Origin of the sequence: Microbispora oryzae (assembly GCF_017896165.1) — a bacterium.
Lineage (GTDB): Bacteria > Actinomycetota > Actinomycetes > Streptosporangiales > Streptosporangiaceae > Microbispora > Microbispora oryzae.
The window spans coordinates 315,508-336,145 of record NZ_JAFCNB010000004.1 but is presented as its reverse complement, the minus strand read 5'-3'; the positions used below and the strand labels follow the sequence as shown (position 1 = coordinate 336,145).

General features: G+C 72.5%; 20 protein-coding genes. 12 read left to right on the top strand and 8 right to left on the bottom strand.

What is annotated here, in order from left to right; genetic code table 11:
• The first annotated feature begins 29 nt into the window (after positions 1 to 29).
• Complete coding sequence (locus JOL79_RS10205; protein WP_210155474.1) at positions 30 to 893, top strand: class I SAM-dependent methyltransferase; 864 nt, start codon at positions 30 to 32, stop codon at positions 891 to 893.
• Between the two features lie 103 nt (positions 894 to 996).
• Here JOL79_RS10205 and JOL79_RS34950 read toward each other — a convergent pair whose 3' ends face one another.
• Together JOL79_RS34950 and JOL79_RS10195 are read right to left on the bottom strand one after the other, a co-directional pair.
• Positions 997 to 2,454, bottom strand: coding sequence for an SMP-30/gluconolactonase/LRE family protein (locus JOL79_RS34950; RefSeq protein WP_210155473.1), 1,458 nt, complete (start codon positions 2,452 to 2,454; stop codon positions 997 to 999).
• A 358-nt stretch (positions 2,455 to 2,812) separates the two neighbouring features.
• Positions 2,813 to 3,085, bottom strand: coding sequence for a DUF3040 domain-containing protein (locus JOL79_RS10195; RefSeq protein WP_210155472.1), 273 nt, complete (start codon positions 3,083 to 3,085; stop codon positions 2,813 to 2,815).
• A gap of 135 nt (positions 3,086 to 3,220) precedes the next feature.
• On the opposite strand from JOL79_RS10195, the gene JOL79_RS10190 reads away from it, so the two are divergent.
• The 7 genes from JOL79_RS10190 (at position 3,221) to JOL79_RS10160 (ending at position 10,102) form a co-directional block, all read left to right on the top strand.
• Positions 3,221 to 4,255 carry an Rv2578c family radical SAM protein gene (locus JOL79_RS10190; RefSeq protein ID WP_210155471.1) on the top strand — a complete coding sequence of 345 codons (1,035 nt, stop codon included), beginning with the start codon at positions 3,221 to 3,223 and terminating at the stop codon, positions 4,253 to 4,255.
• Positions 4,256 to 4,346: 91 nt separating this feature from the next.
• A complete protein-coding gene (locus JOL79_RS35390; RefSeq protein ID WP_210155470.1) occupies positions 4,347 to 5,066 on the top strand; it encodes a class I SAM-dependent methyltransferase in 720 nt (239 codons plus the stop codon).
• Positions 5,067 to 5,219: 153 nt separating this feature from the next.
• Positions 5,220 to 6,449, top strand: coding sequence for a glycosyltransferase family 4 protein (locus tag JOL79_RS10180; protein WP_307848459.1), 1,230 nt, complete (start codon positions 5,220 to 5,222; stop codon positions 6,447 to 6,449).
• 104 nt (positions 6,450 to 6,553) lie between these two features.
• The gene (locus JOL79_RS10175) at positions 6,554 to 7,441 is read left to right on the top strand and encodes an ABC transporter ATP-binding protein (RefSeq protein ID WP_210155468.1); all 888 of its coding nucleotides are present in this window, start codon (positions 6,554 to 6,556) and stop codon (positions 7,439 to 7,441) included.
• Positions 7,441 to 8,199 carry an ABC transporter permease gene (locus JOL79_RS10170; protein ID WP_210155467.1) on the top strand — a complete coding sequence of 253 codons (759 nt, stop codon included), beginning with the start codon at positions 7,441 to 7,443 and terminating at the stop codon, positions 8,197 to 8,199. Before JOL79_RS10175 ends, JOL79_RS10170 begins: the two co-directional genes overlap by 1 nt.
• A 23-nt stretch (positions 8,200 to 8,222) precedes the next feature.
• On the top strand, positions 8,223 to 9,500 hold the full coding sequence (locus JOL79_RS10165) for a sensor histidine kinase (RefSeq protein WP_210155466.1): 1,278 nt from the start codon (positions 8,223 to 8,225) through the stop codon (positions 9,498 to 9,500).
• Positions 9,497 to 10,102 (top strand): response regulator transcription factor, encoded by a 606-nt coding sequence (locus tag JOL79_RS10160; RefSeq protein WP_210155465.1) that lies wholly within the window; start codon positions 9,497 to 9,499, stop codon positions 10,100 to 10,102. Before JOL79_RS10165 ends, JOL79_RS10160 begins: the two co-directional genes overlap by 4 nt.
• A gap of 55 nt (positions 10,103 to 10,157) precedes the next feature.
• Here the strand turns inward: JOL79_RS10160 and JOL79_RS10155 are convergent, their stop codons facing one another.
• The gene (locus JOL79_RS10155; protein ID WP_210155464.1) at positions 10,158 to 10,973 is read right to left on the bottom strand and encodes an SGNH/GDSL hydrolase family protein; all 816 of its coding nucleotides are present in this window, start codon (positions 10,971 to 10,973) and stop codon (positions 10,158 to 10,160) included.
• A 170-nt stretch (positions 10,974 to 11,143) separates the two neighbouring features.
• Between JOL79_RS10155 and JOL79_RS10150 the strand changes: the two genes are divergently transcribed.
• On the top strand, positions 11,144 to 12,367 hold the full coding sequence (locus tag JOL79_RS10150) for an isochorismate synthase (RefSeq protein ID WP_210155463.1): 1,224 nt from the start codon (positions 11,144 to 11,146) through the stop codon (positions 12,365 to 12,367).
• Between the two features lie 87 nt (positions 12,368 to 12,454).
• Here the strand turns inward: JOL79_RS10150 and JOL79_RS10145 are convergent, their stop codons facing one another.
• From JOL79_RS10145 to menB, 5 genes are all read right to left on the bottom strand, one after another.
• Positions 12,455 to 13,075 carry an IMPACT family protein gene (locus JOL79_RS10145; RefSeq protein ID WP_210155462.1) on the bottom strand — a complete coding sequence of 207 codons (621 nt, stop codon included), beginning with the start codon at positions 13,073 to 13,075 and terminating at the stop codon, positions 12,455 to 12,457.
• A gap of 105 nt (positions 13,076 to 13,180) precedes the next feature.
• Positions 13,181 to 13,717, bottom strand: a complete 537-nt coding sequence (locus JOL79_RS10140) for a flavin reductase family protein (protein ID WP_307848457.1) — start codon at positions 13,715 to 13,717, stop codon at positions 13,181 to 13,183.
• Positions 13,718 to 13,889: 172 nt separating this feature from the next.
• Positions 13,890 to 14,537, bottom strand: coding sequence for a DedA family protein (locus JOL79_RS10135; RefSeq protein WP_210155461.1), 648 nt, complete (start codon positions 14,535 to 14,537; stop codon positions 13,890 to 13,892).
• A gap of 136 nt (positions 14,538 to 14,673) precedes the next feature.
• Positions 14,674 to 16,323, bottom strand: coding sequence for a 2-succinyl-5-enolpyruvyl-6-hydroxy-3-cyclohexene-1-carboxylic-acid synthase (menD, locus tag JOL79_RS10130; protein WP_210155460.1), 1,650 nt, complete (start codon positions 16,321 to 16,323; stop codon positions 14,674 to 14,676).
• A 207-nt stretch (positions 16,324 to 16,530) separates the two neighbouring features.
• Complete coding sequence (gene menB, locus JOL79_RS10125) at positions 16,531 to 17,361, bottom strand: 1,4-dihydroxy-2-naphthoyl-CoA synthase (RefSeq protein WP_210155459.1); 831 nt, start codon at positions 17,359 to 17,361, stop codon at positions 16,531 to 16,533.
• 113 nt (positions 17,362 to 17,474) lie between these two features.
• On the opposite strand from menB, the gene JOL79_RS10120 reads away from it, so the two are divergent.
• The 3 genes from JOL79_RS10120 (at position 17,475) to JOL79_RS10110 (ending at position 20,637) form a co-directional block, all read left to right on the top strand.
• On the top strand, positions 17,475 to 18,575 hold the full coding sequence (locus tag JOL79_RS10120; protein ID WP_210155584.1) for an AMP-binding protein: 1,101 nt from the start codon (positions 17,475 to 17,477) through the stop codon (positions 18,573 to 18,575).
• 39 nt (positions 18,576 to 18,614) lie between these two features.
• The gene (locus tag JOL79_RS10115; RefSeq protein WP_210155458.1) at positions 18,615 to 18,977 is read left to right on the top strand and encodes a hypothetical protein; all 363 of its coding nucleotides are present in this window, start codon (positions 18,615 to 18,617) and stop codon (positions 18,975 to 18,977) included.
• A gap of 292 nt (positions 18,978 to 19,269) precedes the next feature.
• Positions 19,270 to 20,637, top strand: coding sequence for an RNA polymerase sigma factor (locus JOL79_RS10110; RefSeq protein ID WP_210155457.1), 1,368 nt, complete (start codon positions 19,270 to 19,272; stop codon positions 20,635 to 20,637).
• The last annotated feature ends 1 nt before the right edge of the window (position 20,638 follow it).

Sequence of the window (20,638 nt, the reverse complement as noted above, 5' to 3'; positions counted from 1 at the left end):
ATTGGCGAAGAGTAATTTATGTTCTCTGTGTGAACAGCAATGGAGAACCCAGCCAGACCGCCCTCACCGCCGCCGCGGCGCGGGCGGCCCATCTGATCGTCGACGACGAACCCCTCATCTTCCGGGACACCCTCGCGTACGAGCTGCTCGGAGACGCCGCCGAGACGCTGGTGCACTATCACCGGGCGAACGGCGCGCACCCGGTTCTGGCGTCGGCCCGAGCCGCCGTGGTCACCCGCGCCCGTTACACCGAGGACCGCCTGGAAGAGGGCGTGGGGCGCGGCGTCGGACAGTACGTGATCCTCGGGGCCGGCCTCGACTCCTTCGCCCTGCGGTCGCCCCTCGCGCAGCGCGTCCAGATCTTCGAGGTCGACCATCCGGCGACCCAGGAGTGGAAGCGCGCCCGGTTCGACAAGGCGGGGATCGCGATCCCGCCCACCCTCACGTTCGTCCCCGCCGACTTCGAGTCACGGTCCCCCGCGGACGCTCTCGTCGCCGCGGGCTTCGACCCCACCCGGCCCGCCCTGGTCGCGTGGCTGGGCGTCGTCATGTACCTGACCCGCGACGCCGTCGACGGCACTCTCGCGATGATCGCGGGCTTCGCGCCCGGCACAGAGATCGTCCTCGACTACATGCTGCCCGAGGAACTGCGCGACGCCCGCGGTCAGTCGTACGTCGAGCAGGTCATGCCGTTCGCCGCCGAGCGCGGCGAGGCGTGGCTGTCCTTCTTCGGCCCCGAGGAGATGGCCTCTCTCCTCGGCGCGCACGGTTTCGAGGTGATCGAGCACGCCGGGCAGCGCGAGTCCGTCGACCAGTCCCTGTGGCGGAGGCCGGACGCGCTGGCCCCGAGCCGCCTGTCGGTCCTGACCCATGCCCGCCTGACCGCCCGCTGACGCCGGCGGGGCCCCGCCCGCGCTCTACCCGCCGGGCGGGGCCCCGCCGTACGGGCCTGGTGCAATGACAGGCCGCGCCGGGCTCGACCGGCGCGGCCCCAGGTCAGTACGGCCAGCCGGGGACGTTCAAGCGGACACGGTAGAGGCCGAAGTTTCCGGTGTTCCCGCCGCGGGAGGGTGCGCCCGAGGTGATGTACAGCGTCCGGCCGTCGGAGCCGCCGAAGGCGACGTTGGTGGTGTTCAGTCCGGCGGAGATGGTGCCGAGCTGCACGCCGGAGGGCGCGTACACGTGGATCTTGCCGTCGTTGAAGGAGGCCTGGTAGAGGTTGCCGGCACAGTCGATGGTGGCGCCGTCCGAACCGTTGAGGGACGCGAAGTCCGTGCGGGAGCCGACGCTGCCGTCGGAGTTGACCGGCCACTTGTAGATCCGGCCCGTGCCGTTGCCGCCGACGTAGAGCGTCCTGCCGTCGGGCGAGAGCACGATGCCGTTCGGCTCCCGGATGGTGTCGTCGATCAGCGAGACGACGCCGTTCTTGACCCGGAAGACGCCGGTGCGGCCGGACATCTGGTCGGCCCGGTTGGCGCGCTGGAAGTCGGGGTCGGTGAAGTAGACGGTGCCGTCGGCGCCGACGGTGAGGTCATTGGGCGAGTTGAAGGCGTGGCCCTGGTAGGAGGAGGCGACCACGCCGCGTGTCAGGTCGGTCAGGCGGAAGGAGGAGACACTCCGCTGGTCGTGTGTCGCGGCCAGCAGGGTGCCGCCGTCCCGGCTGAGGGCCAGGCCGTTGCTGCCGGAACCGGAGATGAGGGTCTGGAAGGTGTTCGGCTCGGTGAATCGCAGCACGTCCGATGGCTGGACGCCCTCCGGCCCGGTGCCGTCGCGCATGAGCGTCAGCAGCAGGCTCTGGGTGGTGGCGTCCCAGACCGGGCCTTCCAGGAAGTTGAACCCGTCCCGGATCTTGGTGGCGGTCACCGACGACGACGGCAGCGGATTGGGGTAGGTCGTGCCCGGCGTGCACGGTCCGACACCGGGACGCGGCGTGCCCGGCGTGGGGGTGACGCTCGGCGTCGGTGTCGGGGTGGGGCTGGGGGTCGGCGTCGGTGTCGCGGTGGGGGTCGGCGTGGGAGTCGGCGTCGGCGTGGGGGTGAGGGTCGCGGGGCCGCTGCACATGGCGCCGTTGACCCAGAAGGTGGTGGGTAAGGGGTTGGCGCCGGTGAGGTTCGCGGTGAATCCCATGCCGCCGGCCGTGGCGTTGGTGGCGATGGAGCCGTTGTAGGCCATGCTGGTGGCGGTCACGTGCGCGCCGGTCTGCGTCCAGGTGGCGTTCCAGCCGGAGGCGATTCTCTGGCCGGAGTCGGGGAAGTCGAACTCCAGCTTCCAGGCGCTGATCGGGTCGCCGAGGTTGGTGATGGCCACGTCGCCTTGGAAGCCGCCGCCCCACTGGTTCGCGATCTTGTAGGTCACCTTGCATCCGGCGGCCGCCGCGGCCGGCATCGTCACCGTTGCGACTCCACCGGCGGCGACCAGCGCGGCGGCCAGTCCGGTGGCGAGACTTCGTCTCATCAGGAAGTCCTTTCGGGAAACGACGACGGTCGGCTGCCGCCCGCGTCGGGGTGCCGGCCGGGGGCGGCAGGCCACCGGCACGCCACGCGGCGCACCGTCGGCCGCGCGTCCCGAAATTAAGCGACCAAGCGGCCGGTCGCGATCAGTCGCCCGGTGCGGCGTTCGCCGAGTGAGACGCGATGTGATCACCCGTGTCGCGGTGACCGGTCGTGCGCCGCGCCGATGACCGCCTCACCTGGACGAACGCGGCCGCCCGCCCATCCGGCGAGCCGATCGGCGGCCGAAGGGAACCCGGGCCACGCCGTTGAAACGTTCAGTCCGCGCCGGGGCGTGGCACGCCGCCGGCCGGGCCGTCCGGTCAGATGGGGAACGCGGCGGCGTCGTGGCGGAGCGCCATGACGAGCAGAGTGGCGATCAGCGTCGCTATGAGCAGCCAGCTGACCGCGATGATCACAGTCGAGCGGCTCGGCCTGCGGCGGGGCGGCCGGTCCGTCGACCGGCGCCGCTGATGCTTCCCGCGCTCCACGCGCTGGTTGAACGACTGGAGCCGTGCGGCCAGCTTCGGGTCATCGTCGCTGAGGTGCCGCTCGATCATCGCCAGCATTCGCTCTTCGTCCTGCGACCAGGCCATGACGCAACTCTCCAGAACGCGAGGTGTGTGCCGTCGTTCTGCCCATCGATGAAGATCGTTAGCCGTTTCGAGGGAATCGATTTACGGAGCGTTGGCGGTTGCGATCGGCATCGAAATCTTGTTCTAATGGGGAGTATGCGCTGGGACCACCTGCGCCTGGCCGAGCCGAGCCGGGACGAACAGGCCATTCCTCTCTTCGCCGGTGGCGCGGTCACGCGGACCTTCGATACGCCGGAGTTCCGCGGCATCACCTTCTACGAGGTCCAGGCCCGCTCGATCATCAACCGCGTGCCCGGCGCGAGCCGGGTCCCGTTCGAATGGACCATCAATCCCTATCGGGGATGCAGCCACGCCTGCGTCTACTGCTTCGCCCGCAGGACGCACGAATACCTCGACCTCGATTCCGGGCACGACTTCGACTCCAAGATCGTGGTGAAGGTCAACGCCCCCGACCTCGTCCGGCGGGAGCTGGCCTCTCCCCGGTGGACCGGGCAGCCGATCGCCATGGGCACCAACGTCGACGTCTACCAGCGGGCCGAGGGCCGCTACCGGCTCATGCCGGGCATCCTCGCCGCCCTCCGGGACGCCGCCAACCCCTTCTCGATCCTCACCAAGGGGTCGCTCATCCTGCGCGACCTCGACCTGCTCGCCGAGGCCGCCGAGGTGACCGACGTGAGCGCGGCGGTCTCCGTCGGCTTCACCGACCAGGACCTCTGGCGGACGGTCGAGCCGGGGACCCCCGCCCCCCGCAAGCGGCTGGAGGTCTGCGCCACGCTCAACGAGCGGGGCATCCGCTGCGGCGTGCTGATGGCCCCGATCCTCCCCTACCTGTCCGACTCCCCGGAGGCGCTCGCGAGCACCGTCCGGGAGATCGCCGATGCCGGGGCGACCTACGTCGCCCCGATGGCGCTGCACCTGCGGCCCGGAGCGCGCGAGTGGTTCCTGGCGTGGCTGTCCCGGGAGCACCCCCGGCTGGTCCCCCGCTATCAGGAGCTGTACGGCAGGGGCGCCTACGCGCCGAAGGCGTATCAGGATCGCCTCACCCGGCAGGTGGCCGAGCTCGCGCGGAGGTTCGGGATGAGCAGCTCACGACCGCGCGGGGCCCGCGGGTCCGAGCGGGCGCCCCGCCCGGCGGCTCCCCCGGCGCCACAGCAGCTCACGATCATCTGAGCGCCCGCGCCCCGGTGGGTGCGGCCATACGGATCACCGGCTCCCGGCGGAGTCGGGCGGACGATTCCGCCTCCCCGGATACGATCGCGGCGTGGACGACGTCGCGATCCCGCCCGGCCCGGCGCCGGACCCCGCCCTCGCGGCCTTCGTCCGCGATCACACCACGCTCGCCCCGGTGCCGTACGTCCCGGAGATCCGGCTGCGCACTGCGGCCCGGCCCGGGACGGTCGGCGCACCCGGCCGCGACGGCACCGACAGCACCGACGGCACTGAGGGGGAGCTGTACGAGCTCTGGGAGCTGGCCGGGCGGCTGCCGTTCTGGGCCTATCCGTGGGCGGGCGGGCAGGCGCTGGCCCGGCACATCCTCGATCATCCGGAGCTCGTCCGGGGACGCACCGTGCTCGACGTCGCCACCGGCTCCGGGCTGGTCGCCGTCGCCGCCGCCCTGGCGGGCGCGGCCGAGGTGACCGCCAACGACGTCGATCCGAACGCCCTCGCGGCCACCGCCCTGAACGCCCGCGCCAACGGGGTGAGCGTCCGCCTGCTCCCCGGGGACCTGCTCGACCGCGCCCCCGGCCAGGACGTCGTGCTGGCCGGGGACGTCCTCTACGAGCGGCCCCTGGCCGAACGCGTGATCCCGTTCCTCTCACGGCCCGGTGTCGCCCTCGCCGGAGTGCCCGACCGCGCCTGCACCCACCTCCCGCCCGGGGTCGCCACCCGGGTCGCGACGTACGACGTGCCGGCCGTCCTGGAAGACACCCCCACGAAGCAGACCGCTATATACCGATTTATCCGATCTATCGATTTATAGTGAGATAGATCACATCAACATTAAGATCCTGGGAAACGTCTGAGAAAAGGGGGACAAACTTCGAGGGAACGGGGGACGACCGTGTCCTTAACGTCGTCAGCATCTTCAGGGACTTCAGGGTCTTCACGGGCTTCAGGGTCGCCGACCCGCCGCGTGGCACGCTTACTCGTGCGGGCGCTGGAGGCCCGCGACCGGCGGCGCGCCCGTACGGCACCGCCGCCGGACGGCCGTGAGATCCGCATCCTGCTGCTCCACGCCAACGGGATGGGCGGCACGATCCGGACCGTCTTCAATCTGGCCGGCCACCTCGCCAGGACCCACGACGTCGAGATCGTCAGCGTGGTCCGCGAACGCGACGAGCCCTTCTTCCCGGTGCCGCCCGGCGTCCGGATCCGCTACCTCGACGACAGGCTGCCCAGACGCCGGGGCCTGCTGTCACGCTTTCCCAGCCGCCTCGTGCCCGAGGACGAGCCCGCCTATCACTGGTTCAGTCTCCGTACCGACCTCAAGATCGTCCGGTACGTCCGTTCGCGCCGCCGGGGCATCCTCCTCGGCACCCGCCCCGGGCTCAACCTGATCGCGGCGCGTTTCGCCCCACCCGAGATCATCACCGTGGGCCAGGAACACAGCCATCTGTCCGCCCACGGGCCACGCGTCCGCGGCCAGATCATGCGCCGGTACGGCAGGCTCGACGCTCTGGTCACGCTGACGCCGACCGACCTCCTCGCGTACGAGCGGGCCTACGGGAAGGGCGGGCGCACTCCTCCTCGCGTCCTGACCCGGATCCCCAACGCCGTGCCGCCGCTGACGGGCGGCGACTCCGCGCTGACGGCCAAGACGGTCGTGACCGTCGGCAGGCTCACCCACGTCAAGGGCTACGACCTGCTCATCCGGGCGTGGGCTCACGTGGCCGAGCGGCACCCCGACTGGACGTTGCGCATCATCGGGTCAGGGCCCCGCGAGGAGCGGCTGCGGGCGTCCATCGACAAGCGGGGGCTGACCGGCCGGGTCATCCTGGCCGGGCCGGTCTCCGACGTGGGGGCCGAGCTCGGCGCGGCGTCGATGTTCGTGCTCAGCTCGCGCCGCGAGGGCATGCCGATGGTGCTGCTCGAGGCGATGAGCAAGGGGCTGCCCGTGGTCAGCTACGACTGCCCGACCGGGCCGGCCGAGCTGATCACCCACGGACTCGACGGCCTGCTGGTGCAGCCCGGGAAGATCCACGCCATGGCCGACGCGATCTGCTCGGTGATCGAGGACGAGGATCTCCGGCACAAGCTCGGCAGCCGGGGCAAGGAGACCGCCACCGCGTACGGGCTCGACGTCGTCGGTGCCCGCTGGGACGACCTGCTCGACTCCCTCGTCCGCGCCCGTCGGCCCTCCTGACCCGAGCCGACGCCTTTACGATGTAGATCACCAGTACTTTTGTCCCGTCGTACCGCGGATTCATCGATCTACTGGCGCGCCTCGTGGATTTCTACGTTGGGACCGTGGAAACCAACGCCGTCTCCCTCGAATCGGTGACGAAGACCTTCGGCTCCGTCCGGGCCGTGGACGACCTCACCCTCCGCGTCCCCCGTGGACAGACCGTCGCCCTGCTCGGCCCGAACGGCGCGGGAAAGTCGACCGCCATCGGCGTCCTGCTGGGGCTGCTGCCACCCGACTCCGGGCGGGCGACGGTCTTCGGGCTGGATCCCGAGCGTGCCGTGCGCCGCGGTCGGGTGGGCGCCATGCCCCAGGAGGGCGGGCTGATCCCGCGCGTCACCGTGCGGGAACTGCTCGGCTTCCTCGCCGGGACCTACCCCGCTCCCCTGCCCCTCGACCGGCTGCTGGCGCTGGCCCAGATCACCCACCTGCGGGACCGCCGCGTCGACCGGCTGTCCGGCGGGCAGGCCCAGCGCGTCCGGTACGCGACCGCCCTGGCCGGCGACCCCGATCTGCTCGTGCTCGACGAGCCGACGGCCGCGCTGGACGTCGAGGCCAGGCGCGAGTTCTGGGACAGCATGCGGGGCCTGGCCAGCCGGGGCAGGACCATCCTGTTCTCGACCCACTACCTGGAGGAGGCCGACGAGCAGGCCGATCGAATCATCGTCGTCGACCGCGGCCGGGTGATCGCGGACGGCACGAGCGCCGACATCAAACGGGCCGTCGCGCTGACCACCGTGAGCGTCACCGCCCGTGGCGACGCGACCTGGCTGGGCGCGCTGCCGGGAGTCCGCCATCTGGAGATCCACGGCGACCGGGCCCACCTGCGCAGCGGGGACCCCGACGCCACCGTCATGGCCCTCGCCGAGGCGGGAGCCGTACGCGACCTTCAGGTCGTCCCCGCGAACCTGGAGGACGCCTTCGTCGCCCTGATCCGGAAGGAGACCGTCTGATGGCCCCACTGACACCCCGCCCGATCCGGCTGACCCTGGGATACGTCGCGCTGGAACTGCGGCGGACCGCGCGCGACGGCGGGTACGTCGTCTTCGGCGTCGCCACCCCCGTCGTCATGTACCTCGTCTTCACCAACCTCGGGCTCGCCTCAGGGGACAGGCGGCACGCGGCGATCTTCACCATGGTGAGCATGGCGGCGTACGGCGCCCTCGGCAGCGCGTTCAACAACGGCAGCGGCCTCGCCGAGGACCGCGAGGCCGGATGGCTGCGCCGGCTCCGCCTCACCCCGCTCGCTCCGGTCCAGGTGGTGACCGGGAAGGTGCTGACGGGCGCCGTCGTGGTCGTGCCCGGCATCGTGGCCGTCCTGCTCACCGGGGCGCTGGTCAACCACGTCACGCTGGACGCAGGTCAGTGGCTGTCCATCGCCGGCCTGCTGTGGGCGGGCACCGTGCCCTTCTCGCTGTTCGGCCTCGGCAACGGCTACCGGCTGACCGGGCAGACCTCCGGAATGGCCAACATCACCGCGATGCTCCTGCTCTCCATCGTCGGCGGCCTGTGGGTGCCCGTTGACGGGTTCCCCGCCTGGCTGCGGCACATCGCGGAGTGGACCCCGTCCAACAGCTACGCCTCGCTGTCGTGGCACGTGGCCTTCGGACAGGCCCCGGGCGCCCGCGAGGTCGCCGTACTGGCCGGATGGCTCGTGCTCTTCGGCGTCTACGCCCTGTACGGCTACCGCCGGTCGGGCCGCCGGGCGTGACCCGTATGACATCCTTTGAACCGATGAGTGACCGGCGCGACGTGTGGCTGGACCCGCTCGGCAAGGACGAGAAGGGGCCCGACGCCAGGGGCATGTACATGTGGGCCGCCTTCACGGCGGGAGGCGTGTGGGACACCGTCCACGGCCGGTCCCATCCCGTCTGGCTCGCGGCGGCGGCCCTCGTCGCCTCCGCCGCCCTCTACTGCGTCGTCGTCCACTTCGCGTTCACCGACCGGCGGCGGGCCACCCGGACGCTTCCGTTCCTCATGGTGACGGCGTTCGCGGCCGCCGCCGGCTTCCAGGACAACTGGTGGTTCCTGATGCCGATGGTCGCCGTGGCGGCGGGCACCGCCCTGCGCGGGCGGGAACTGCCGGTGGCGTTGTTCGCCATCTGCCTCGCCGGCATGGTGTGTCAGTTGTGGAGCGGCGCCCAGGACGTCGGCGGCGTGCTCACCCTCGCCTGGGGAACCCTCATGGCGGGAATCGTCCCGGCCATCATCATCAGGCTCTGGGAGGCCATCCGGGAGCTCCAGGCCACCCGGCGAGAGCTCGCCGAGGCCGCCGTGGCCCAGGAGCGGCTCCGCTTCGCCCGCGACCTGCACGATCTGCTCGGTCACACCCTGTCGGTCATGGTGGTGAAGGCGGAGGCCGTACGCCGCCTGGCGCCGGTGGACGCGGGCGCCGCCGCCGGGCAGGCGGCGGACATCGAGAAGATCGGGCGGCAGGCCCTCACCGAGGTGCGCGCCGCCGTCACCGGCTATCGGGGGCGGGGCTTCGCGGCGGAGCTCGACTCCGCGCGCACGGCCCTCACCGGCGCCGGGATCGCCGTCGTCGTCAGCGCGTCGTCCGTGTCCCTCCCGCCGGAGACGGAGGCCCTGCTCGGCTGGGCCGTGCGGGAGGGCGTCACGAACGTGATCCGCCACAGCGACGCGGCCACCTGCACGATCGACCTGCGCCGCGGCGACGGGCTCGACGGGCTCGTCCTGGAGATCCGCGACGACGGCGCGCACGGCGCCGGGCACGGAAACGGGCACCGCGACGGCCACGGGAGCGGCCACAGAAACGGCTACGGGAACGGGTTGACCGGTCTGCGCGAGCGGGTCGGCGCGGCGGGCGGCACGATGGAGGCCGGGCCGCTCGCGGCGCCGCCGGCCGCACCGACAACCGCGCCGTCCACCACGCCGCCGCCCGGGGCGGCCGCCGGACCCGGCTTCCGGCTCCGGGTGACCGTGCCGTACGAAGCCGTGCCGTACGAAACCGTGCCGCGCGCAGCCGTACCGCACGCGGAGGAGACCGAGTGATCAAGGTGCTGCTCGCCGAGGACCAGGGCATGATGCGGGGTGCCCTCGCCCTGCTGCTCGGGCTGGAGGAGGACATCGAGGTGGTCGCGCAGGTGCCGTCCGGCGACGAGGTCGTGGCGGCCGCGCTGCGGACCCGTCCGGACGTCGCCCTGCTCGACATCGAGATGCCGGGCCGCGGGGGCCTCGACGCCGCGGCCGACCTCCGGCAGGCGCTGCCGGGCTGTGCCGTCCTGATCCTCACCACCTTCGGCCGCCCCGGCTACCTGCGGCGGGCCATGGAGGCGGGCGCGTCCGGGTTCCTGGTGAAGGACGGGCCGGTCGAGGAGCTGGCCGCCGCCATCCGCAGGGTGCTGCGCGGCGAGCGGGTCATCGACCCCGCGCTCGCCGCCGCCGCGCTCAGCACCGGCTCGAGCCCGCTCACCGGCCGGGAGCGCGACGTCCTGGCAGCCGCGGCGGACGGCTCCACGGTCGCCGACGTCGCGGCCCGGCTCCACCTTTCGGAGAGCACGGTGCGCAACTATCTGTCGTCGGCCATCGGCAAGACCGGCACGAGGAACCGCATCGAGGCCGCGCGGCTGGCTCGCCACAACGGCTGGCTCTGACCCGGCCCCGCCGCGGACATGTCGCGCATCAGGGTCCCCGAGGAAGGTGCCGGGGTCAGGGCTCCAGCGGAGCGAGGAACCCGGCGTCGAACGTCACCTTGGCGAGCGCCTTCTGTCCTTCGGCGTTCGGATGGAAGTAGTCCCAGCCGCTGACCTGCTTCAGCGTGAAGGGATAGGAGAAGACGGCGCCTCCGTCATATCTGCATGCGGGCCCGTACCGGGCGCAGGCCTGCCTGAGCTGCTCGTTGTAGGCCATCACCCGCTCGCGCACGGCCTCCCGGCGGGCCACGTCCTTCTTCGCGGCCGAGGTGGGCCGGGCCAGCATGGCCTGGCAGATGTGCCCGACCGCCCAGAACGTGCGGGCCACGGCGTTGTCCTTGCCGGCCCGCCACAGCCGGGCGATGTCGGGAATGCTCGCGACGAGCACCTTCGCCCCGGACGGCCGCAGCACAGCGAGGGCGTCGTCGATGTGGCGGCGGTAGTCGGCCACCGGGGTCATCTGCGCGGGGGTGCCCGTGCACGCGTCCTGCGCGCCGATGAGGATCGTGACGTAGCCGGCTCCGCTCTGGACGGCCCTGCGCGCCTGGCCGGGCAGGTCGGCGCTGGTGGAGCCGGGCACGGCGAAGTTCAGGTTGTGGCCCTTGACGGCGGGGGTGAGGGCGAGCAGGCGCAGGTAGTGGCTGTCGATCGCCGCGTTGTCGCCTGTGGACCACGATCGCGAGGTGCACGAGACGTACCAGCCGCAGGCGTTGAACCCGGCGCTGATCGAGTCGCCGAGCGCCGCCATCACCGCCGGCGTGGTCCCGGCCCGCGCGGCGGCCGGTGTGAGGACGATCGACGCGGCCAGCACGGCCCCGATTTTCAGGATCATGAACACCTCCGGGAGATCAAAGGTAGGGATCCGCTGGAGGTGTGCTCTATCGCCACCAGGGAAGGCGAGCCTTCCGTGACCAACTCCCTATCGCCGCTTGACAGCCGGGCCCCGGGCATCCAAGGGGGGTTGGGGTCGAACACGTTCAGATCGTGCGTAGAGTGAGTCGGGTGAGTGTCGCCCTTATCCGTCCTCTTGTGGTCAGAACGATCGCGGTGAGCGATCCACGGGATCTACCGGCACGCCTTCCGGACTCCGCGCCGTACGCCTGGATCAGGCACGGCGAGGGTCTCGTGGGCTGGGGTGAGGCGGCCCGTGCCGTCATCCCGCCGGGTCCCGGCCGGTTCGACCGCGCGCGGGAGTGGCTGTCCTCGCTCTTCGCCGGCGCGGACATCGAGGACGAGGTCCTGATGCCGGGATCGGGGCCGGTGGCGCTGGGCTCCTTCACCTTCGACGCCGACTCGCCCGGCTCGGTCCTGGTCGTCCCGCGCGTCGTACTGGGCCGGAGGAACGGCCGGGCGTGGCTGACCACGATCGGCGACGACGCCCTCCGGCTCGCGACGCCGCCCCGCGATCCCGGCCGCATCCGGTACGGCGACGGCTCCCTGTCCGCCCTGGAGTGGGAGCACCGGGTCGCGCTGGCCGTGGAGAGGATCAGGGACGGCGCCCTGGGCAAGGTCGTGCTCGCGCGCGACCTCACCGTCACCGCCGAGCGCGACATCGACCCCCGTGTCCTGGTGGCCCGGCTGGCCGGACGCTACCCCGAGTGCTACACGTTCTCCGTCGACGGCCTGGTGGGCGCCACACCCGAACTGCTCGTCCGCCACAGCGGCCAGTCGATCGAGTCGCTCGTCCTGGCGGGCACCACGGCGCGGGGCGCCGACGCCGCCGAGGACGAGGCCCGCGGCGCGGCCCTGCGGGCCTCGGAGAAGGACCGGCACGAGCACGCGTACGCCGTCGCGTCGGTGCGGGAGGCCCTCGCGCCGCTCTGCTCGTCGCTCACCGTCCCCGAGGAGCCGGAACTGCTGGTGCTGCCGAACGTGCAGCACCTCGCCAGCCGGGTGACCGGCCGGCTGTCCGACGGCGCCTCCGTGCTCGACGTGGTGGCCGCGATGCATCCCACGGCCGCGGTCGGCGGCACCCCCACCGGCACCGCCCTGCGGGTCATCCGCGAGCTCGAAGGCATGGACCGGGGGCGTTACGCCGGCCCGGTCGGCTGGATCGACGCGCGCGGCGACGGCGAGTGGGGCATCGCGCTGCGCTGCGCCGAGGTCTCGGGCGCGACCGCGCGGCTCTTCGCCGGGTGCGGGATCATGGCGAAGTCGGATCCCGCCGCCGAGCTGGCGGAGGCGCAGGCCAAGCTCCGCGCCATGCAGTACGCCCTGGAGGGCTGAGCGGAGGGTGAGCACCGCGGGCACCCGCAGCGCACCCTCCGGGCGACGCGCTGGGCGGGTGCCCGGCGGGGACGGTCAGCGGTGCCGTCAGCGGGGCAGACGGACGAGGGCTCCTGCGGACATCCGCGCGCGGCCCGCGGTCGCCGCGGCCAGCCACCGCTCGAAGCCCGGCATCCCGTCCGCCGCCACCGCGACCTCGAACGCCACCCGGGAGCCGTACTCCACGCCCCGCAGCGCGTACGGCGAGGCGCGCAGGTCGTTTTCCAGCCGCCCCGCCTCGGCGTGGCCGACGGTGACGGTCACCAGGGTGGCCGGCACCATCTCCACCACCGGCGCCCGGTCGAGCGCCGCGCCGACCGCTCCGCCGTAGGCCCGGGCGAGGCCGCCCGCGCCGAGCAGGACCCCGCCGAAGTATCGGGTCACGACGGCCACGACGTCGGCGAAGCCGCGCCGGGCGAGCATCTCCAGCATGGGCGTGCCCGCGGTGCCCCCGGGCTCCCCGTCGTCGTCCGCCCGGCGTGGCCCGTCCCCGATCACGTACGCCGAGCAGTTGTGCGACGCGTCGGGGTGCAGCCGCCTGCGCGCGGCGACGAACTCCCGCGCGGCCTCCTCGGTGGGCGCGGGGGCGAGCGCGCACACGAACCGCGAGCGGCGCACCTCCGTCTCGTGCTCGACGGGGGCACTGATCGTCCGGTACGACGCGGTCACGGCGTCACTGTACCGGCCGGGCGGTGGCGCGCGACCGGACGCCTTTACGAAGTAAGGTCGCCGTAGCGACCCCGGCCGACCGGGTTCTCCGGCAGCGTGCCGTGATCAGTCATCGGTGCCTCCCGCGGATTTCCGGCGGTCGTACGGGATCAGGGCGTGATACGTCCCGTCGTGATAGAGCAGGGGGCGGTGCCGGGGATCGGAGCCTCCGTCGACGACCTGGCCGAGGATCAGCCGGTGGTCTCCGGCGATGAAGCGTTCCCGCACCCGGCAGCGCAGCCAGGCGGCGACGCCGTCGAGCAGCGGCTCACCGGTGGGCAGGCGGCTCCATCGGGTGAGCGGGCCGAACCGGTCCGCTCCCCTGCGGGCGAAGAGCGCGGCCAGGTCGTGCTGTCCCTCGGCGAGGATGTTGACCACGAAGCCGTCGGTGTCGCGGACCGCGGGCCAGCACGAGGAGGCCACGGCGATCCCGAACGACAGCAGCGGGGGCTCCCTGGACACCGACGCCAGCGAGGTGATCGTCACCCCGGCCGGTCCGTTCTCCGACATCACGGTGAGGACGGCGACCCCGGACGCGTGCCGCCGGAAGGCCGACAGGAACGCCTCGCGCGGCGAGCCCCCCTCGATCGCGTCCGCGCTCACGCGGCGCCCCCCGCGCGGCGCCGCGACCGGTGCCGGAGACGCGGGGACGAGGAGCGGGGGCAGCGCAGGTGGTCGTGGCGCGCCGTCATCGACCGAACCTCCCTCTGTTTCGTGGGCAGGTTCCAGTTTGATCGGCCCGCCGGGCGAAGGCACACCCGGGGTCCCCCGTGGATCACCCCGCGCTGACGGGCTCGGCGGACTCCGCCGCCTCCTCCTGCTCGGCCGCCTTCGCGGCCTTGCGCTTCATCCACAGCGTGGTCGCGAGGCCGAACACCACGGCCACCCCCAGCCCCGCCCAGGAGAAGTTCTTCAGCCACTTGTCCGCCGCCCGGCCCAGGTAGTAGATCGCCGTGGTGGTGCCGCCCGCCCACAGCGCGCCGCCCAGCACGTTCGCGATCAGGAACCGCCAGTACGGCATGCGCAGGGCTCCCGCGAGCGGGCCGGCGAGGATGCGCAGCAACGCGACGAAACGGCCGAAGAACACGGCCCACATGCCCCACCGGCCGAAGAACTGCTCCGCCTTGGCGATGTGCGCGGGCCCGAAGTGCTTGGGAAACCGCCGTCCGAGCCGGTCGAAGAGCGGCTGCCCGCCCTTGCGCCCGATGAGGTAGCCGATGGAGTCTCCGATGATCGCGCCCGCGCTCGCGAAGATCCCGACCGTCAGCGGGCTTACCACCCCCTTGGCCGCCAGCAGCGCCGCGCTGACCAGCACGATCTCCCCCGGCAGGGGAATGCCGAGGCTCTCCAGGCCGATGACGACCCCGACCGCCAGGTAAACCCAGACAGACGGGATGGTCTGCAGCCACTCGTCGACGTGCATGTCGCTCCTCAGAAGGGGAAACCTCGCCCCATTCTGCCGCCAGGCACGGACTGCGGCATCCCTCTGAAGGACCAACGCGGGGTCGGACCTCAGGACCATGTCCGCCGGGTGAGCCTCAAGGCCCGCCCGGTGGGCCTCAGGAGCGCATCGCCGCCCGGACCGCGTCGCGCAGCGCCGAGTGGATCGCCGCGTTGGCCCGGCGGTCGGTCCTCGCCTCGACCAGGCGCAGTCCGTCGCCCTTCAGCGCCCTCGGCAGCTCGTCCGGTTCGGACACCAGCGTGTACGGCAGGCCCGCGGCGGCCGCGACGTGCGCGAAGTCGACTCCGTGGGGCGTCCCGAAGATCCGCTCGAACTGGTCGTCGAGCGCGGCCTGGGGCAGCAGCGAGAAGATCCCGCCCCCGTCGTTGTTGACCACGACCAGGCACAGGTCCGGCCGGGGCTCCCGGGGGCCGAGCACGAGACCGTTCTGGTCGTGGAGCAGGGTCAGGTCGCCCATCAGCGCGTAGGCCGGGCCGTTGTGGGCCAGCGCGGCCCCGATCGCGGTCGACACGACGCCGTCGATCCCCGAGGCGCCCCGGTTGGCCATCAGGCGCAGCCCGCGCCGCGGCCGCATGGTCTGGTCGAGGTCCCGGATCGGCATCGACGACCCGGAAACCAGCAGCGAGCCGTTCGGCAGCAGCTCGGCCAGGTCCCTGGCCAGGCGCGGCTCGCTGAGGCCGGACGCGTCGAGCACCTCGTCGACCGCCTCCCTGGCCACGTGTTCGGCGTGCCGCCACGACCGCAGCCAGGCGTCGTTCCCGGCCGCGATGGGGATCTCCACCGCCTGCGCGACCTGGGTGGCCGAGCGGGTCGGGTCGGGCCAGCGGGCCAGGTCGGGCGTCACCACGATGTGCTCCTGGACCCCCCGCAGCCACGACAGCAGCGGCCGGGAGAGACCCGGACGGCCGAGCGTGACCACGACGTCGGGCCGGTGGGCGCCGGCGAAACCCTGGTCGCCCAGCAGGAAGTGGTACATCGACACGGCGTGGTCGCCGTAGCGACCGCCGCCGTTGGGCTCCGACAGCACCGGCCAGCCGGCCATCCCGGCCGCGGCGACGTAGCGGCGCACGTTGGCGGCGCCGTCTCCCACGACGAGGACGCCGCGCCGGGTCGGCGGGATGTGCAGCGCGGCGGCCGGGGGCGCCACCCGGGCGCGCACCCAGGGGCCCGATTCCTCCGCGGCGAGCGGCTCGCACCAGCCGGTGTCGCCGTCCGGGACCAGCGGCTCGCGGAAGGCGACGTTCAGGTGGACCGGGCCGGGGTCGACCGGACCGGCCGCCCGCTGATAGGCCCGGCAGGCGAGCGAACGCCAGTACGCCACCTGGCCCGGCCGCTCCTCCGGCACGCCGATCTCGGCGAACCACCGCACCGCCGAGCCGTACAGCTTGATCTGGTCGATCGTCTGGTTGGCCCCGGTGCCGCGCAGCTCGGGCGGCCGGTCGGCGGTCAGCACGAGCAGCGGCACGCCCGACTCGGACGCCTCGATCACGGCCGGGTGGAAGTTGGCCGCCGCGGTGCCGGACGTGCAGACGACCGCCACCGGGCGCTCCGACCGCTTGGCCAGGCCAAGCGCGAGGTAGGACGCCGACCGCTCGTCGACCCGGACGTGCAGCCGCAGCCGGGGCTCGGCGTGCGCGGCCAGCGCGAGCGGCGTCGACCGCGAGCCGGGCGCGAGCACCAGATCGGTCACCCCGCAGCGGACCAGCTCGTCGACCAGGACGGTCGCCAGGGCGGTGGCCGGGTTCACCGCCCGCCTCCGTGGCCGATCCCGTCCCTGATTCCGTGCCTCACCCTGAGGCCGGCCGTGGGCCCGATCAGGCGCGCGTTCTCCGGCGTCCAGCGCCCCGGCGCCGGATTCCCGTTCACTCGGCCGCCTCCTCCCGCTTTCCAGCCCGCAACCGTACGGCACGACGGACGTGCCGTCCTCATGGGATCCACCTCGGACGGCGGCGCGCTACGGGCGGCGCGGGAACTTACCGAAGTCGGGGGTCCGCTTCTCCTTGAACGCGTCACGGCCCTCCTGGGCCTCCTCGCTCATGTAGTAGAGCAGCGTGGCGTCGCCGGCGAACTGCTGCATGCCGGCCGCCCCGTCGGTGACGGCGTTGAGCGCGCCCTTCAGCATCCGCAGCGCCAGGGGGGACTTCTCCAGCAGCTCGCGCGCCCACTGGACGGTCTCCTCCTCCAGCCGCTCCAGCGGCACGACCGCGTTGACCAGGCCCCACTGCAGGGCGGTCTGCGCGTCGTACTGGCGGCAGAGGTACCAGATCTCGCGGGCCCGCTTGAGGCCGACCGTCTCGGCCAGCAGCCAGGAGCCGTAGCCGCCGTCGAAGGACCCGACCTTCGGGCCGGTCTGGCCGAACCTGGCGTTGTCGGCGGCGATCGTCAGGTCGCAGCACACGTGCAGGACGTGGCCTCCGCCGATCGCGTAGCCCGCCACCATGGCGATCACCGGCTTGGGGCAGCGGCGGATCTGCACCTGCAGGTCGAGGACGTTGAGCCGGCCGATGCCGTGAGTGGTGTCGTCGACGTACCCGTCGTCGCCGCGGATCTTCTGGTCGCCGCCGGAGCAGAACGCCCGGTCTCCGGCGCCGGTGAGGATGATCACACCGATGCCGGTGTCCTCCTGCGCGACGTTGAACGCGTCCCTGAGCTCGAAGAGGGTCGTGGGGCGGAACGCGTTGTGCCGCTCGGGCCGATTGATAGTGATCTTCGCGAGGCCCTCCGCGGTCTCGTAGACGATGTCCTCGTACTCTCCTGACCGCTTCCAGTCGACGTCGCTCGCCACACCCGCTCCTCAGTCCGTCACCCACCGGGGCGGACGCCGGCGGCGCCCGTGCCCGCACTAACCTTACGACCGTGCTCAGCCCGCCCGGACATCGCCCGCTACACGCCCTCGTCATGCCCCCGGGCGCCGCGCTGTTCGACGCGGTGCGCGCGGCGCTGGACGGCACGGGCCCGGCCGTGCTGCCGCTGTCCCCCGACCTGCCGCGCCCCGCGCTCGACGCCGCGCTCGACGCCCTGCGCCCCACCCACGTCGTCACTCCCGACGGAATGCGCCGGGAGCCGGACGGACGGCCCACCGACGCGGCTGTGATCATCGCCACATCCGGCTCGACCGGCGTCCCCAAGGGGGTCGAGCTGTCCGCCGCGGCGGTCACCGCCTCCGCGCGGGCGTCGCTGGCCCGGGTCGGCGCCCGGCCGGGCGAGCGGTGGCTGTGCTGCCTGCCGCCCGCCCACGTCTCCGGCCTGCAGGTGCTCGTCCGGTCGATGCTGAGCGCGACCGAGCCGGTGATCCACGCGCGGTTCTCGCCGGCGGACGTGGCGGGCTCCGGCGCCGACCACGTCTCGCTCGTCCCGACCCAGCTCAGGCGCATGCTCGACGCGGGAGCCGACGTGGCCGCCTTCCGCACGATCCTGCTCGGCGGCGCCGCGGCCCCGCCCGGCCTCCTCGCCGAGGCCCGGGCCGCCGGCGCCCGCGTCGTCACGACGTACGGCATGAGCGAGACCAGCGGCGGCTGCGTGTACGACGGGGCGCCCCTCGACGGCGTCGAGATCGCGACGGGCGACGACGGGCTGGTGCGCCTGCGCGGGCCGGTGCTGTTCGACGGCTACCGCCCGCCTCGGGGACGGCCGTTCGAGGACGGCTGGCTCGTCACCTCCGATCTCGGCGTGATCGAGGACGGGCGGCTCACCGTGCTCGGCCGGGCCGACGACGTGATCATCACGGGTGGTGAGAAGGTCGTCGCCGCGGCGGTCGCCGAGGTCCTGTCCGGGCATCCCGCGGTGCGCGACGTGGTGGTCGTCGGCCGCCCCGACCCCGAGTGGGGGCAGGCGGTCACGGCCGTCGTCGTGGGCGACGTCACCCTGGACGAGCTGCGTTCCTACGCCAAGCGGCGGCTGCCGGCCCACGCCGCGCCACGCGCGGTGGAGCGGGTGGCGCGCATACCGCTGCTGCCGAGCGGCAAACCGGATATGGTCGCCCTGCGGAACCAGAAATGACCTTCGTGCGTCTATAGGAGCAGGGAAGGGGGAGTCCGCATGAAACCGAGCCGCAAAATCCTGGTGTCCACCGGAGTCGTCGGCGTGGTGCTCGCGGGCGGGATCTCGATCACGGCGACCGCCTTCGCCGGTCGGCTCGACCAGACGCCCAAGGCCGGCACGACCGGTCAGGGCTCCGATTCCCGTGCCGATTCGGGCACCGGGCAGGTCCCTCCGGCGGAGCCGGGCCAGAAGGCCACCGTCACGCCCGAGCCGCCCGCCGATCTTCCGGACGTGGTGTCGTCCGAGCTCGCCGAGGATCCGGGCGAGGTCGGCGAGTACTGGACGACCGAGCGCCTGGAGAACGCGGAGCCGATGCCGATGCCCGAGGTGAGCATCAGCATCATCACGCCCGGCAACTGACCTCCCCGGTCACGCCCCTGCGGGGTGACGCGCCACCGGACGACCTTCCGGGCACTGCCCGGTTTCTTCGCTCCGCTTTGCCGCACTTTGCGGCTCTTTGCCGGCCCTTGCCGCTGCCATCACCCCCGCCGGGATCCCGCGCCAGGCCGCCGGATCCATCCGATCTCTCCGACAAAGGGAACAAACTGGGCGCGATGGCGTTATTGATAACGGTGCGCCGAGCGCGTGCGGAAGCCGCGCCCCACCTGACGATTCCGAACGACGACGAACTCCGTAAGGAGGAGGTGTCCACATGCCCCGAACCGCCGTGGCGGCCTCGCCCGAGCGCGAGCTGACCCCGACGCCCCTCGACCAGCTTCTGGATCGAGGTCGAGCTCAGGGTCGCCTTTCCCTGTCGGAGCTGCGTGAGGCCTTCGCCAAGGCCGGCGTCAGCCCCGCGGAGGGCCGCTCGATCCTGCGCGAGCTCACCGAGGCGGGCGTGGACCTCGGCGCGGAGAGCGGGCCCGGTGTCGCCGAGGCGACGACCACGTCCCGCACCCCGGCCAGGAAGACCCGCAGGAGCAAGGCCGCGGCGAGCAGGAAGACGGCAGGCCAGACGGCAGGCGCGACGGGCGACACCGCGCGTGATGGCGCTCCCGTGGACGGCGGCGCGGCAGAGTCCGTGGAACCGGACGCGGAGAGCCTGGCCGGCGAGGAGGCCGACGACAGCGGGACGCTCGACCTCGACGACACCTCGTCCGTCATGGGCGACTCCGTGCACACCTACCTGAAGTCGATCGGGCGGCGCACGCTGCTGACGGCGGCTCAGGAGGTCGAGCTGGCCAAGCGCATCGAGGCCGGCCTGTACGCCGAGTACAAGCTGGAGACGGCCCTGGAGGGCGGCGACAAGCTCGCCCCCGGCGTCCGGGACGACCTTGAGTGGGTCATCGAGGACGGCCGGCGGGCCAAGGACCACATGCTGGAGGCCAACCTCCGCCTCGTGGTGTCGGTGGCCAAGAAGTACACCGATCGCGGCATGGCCCTGCTCGACGTGGTGCAGGAGGGCAATCTCGGCCTGATCCGCGCCGTCGAGAAGTTCGACTACACCAAGGGCTACAAGTTCTCCACATACGCCATGTGGTGGATCCGGCAGGCGATCCAGCGCGGGTTCGCCGACTCGGCCCGCACCATCCGGCTGCCCGTCCACGTGCTGGAGATGCTGTCCAAGCTCTCCCGCGTCGAGCGGGACATGCACCAGCGGCTCGGCCGTGAGCCCACCCCGGAGGAGCTGGCGGCGGAGCTGGACAAGACCCCCGACCAGATCGAGGAGCTGCTCCGCACGAGCCGCCAGCCGATCAGCCTCGACTCGACCATCGGCGAGGACGGCGAGACCCGGATCGGCGACCTCATCGAGGACGTCGACTCCCCCGAGGCGTCCGAGGTGGTCGACCGGCAGCTGCTGGCCGAGCAGCTCAAGGGCGTGCTGGGCAACCTGTCGCCGCGCGAGGCCAAGATAATGAGCCTGCGGTTCGGTCTCACCGACGGCAAGCCGCACACGCTCGACGAGATCGGCAAGCACCTGGGTCTCACCCGGGAGCGGATCCGCCAGCTGGAGAAGGAGTCGCTGTCGAAGCTCCGCCACCCCAGCAACACCCGGCCGCTGCTCGACTGGGCGAGCTGAT

What these genes read in the sequence shown, in the direction of transcription:
- JOL79_RS34950 (WP_210155473.1), bottom strand. Translation starts at nt 2,454, where the DNA reads ATGAGACGAAGTCTCGCCACCGGACTGGCCGCCGCGCTGGTCGCCGCC.
- JOL79_RS10195 (WP_210155472.1), bottom strand. Translation starts at nt 3,085, where the DNA reads ATGGCCTGGTCGCAGGACGAAGAGCGAATGCTGGCGATGATCGAGCGG.
- JOL79_RS10190 (WP_210155471.1), top strand. Translation starts at nt 3,221, where the DNA reads ATGCGCTGGGACCACCTGCGCCTGGCCGAGCCGAGCCGGGACGAACAG.
- JOL79_RS10170 (WP_210155467.1), top strand. Translation starts at nt 7,441, where the DNA reads ATGGCCCCACTGACACCCCGCCCGATCCGGCTGACCCTGGGATACGTC.
- JOL79_RS10165 (WP_210155466.1), top strand. Translation starts at nt 8,223, where the DNA reads ATGAGTGACCGGCGCGACGTGTGGCTGGACCCGCTCGGCAAGGACGAG.
- JOL79_RS10155 (WP_210155464.1), bottom strand. Translation starts at nt 10,973, where the DNA reads ATGATCCTGAAAATCGGGGCCGTGCTGGCCGCGTCGATCGTCCTCACA.
- JOL79_RS10135 (WP_210155461.1), bottom strand. Translation starts at nt 14,537, where the DNA reads ATGCACGTCGACGAGTGGCTGCAGACCATCCCGTCTGTCTGGGTTTAC.
- JOL79_RS10120 (WP_210155584.1), top strand. Translation starts at nt 17,475, where the DNA reads ATGCCCCCGGGCGCCGCGCTGTTCGACGCGGTGCGCGCGGCGCTGGAC.
- JOL79_RS10115 (WP_210155458.1), top strand. Translation starts at nt 18,615, where the DNA reads ATGAAACCGAGCCGCAAAATCCTGGTGTCCACCGGAGTCGTCGGCGTG.
- JOL79_RS10110 (WP_210155457.1), top strand. Translation starts at nt 19,270, where the DNA reads ATGCCCCGAACCGCCGTGGCGGCCTCGCCCGAGCGCGAGCTGACCCCG.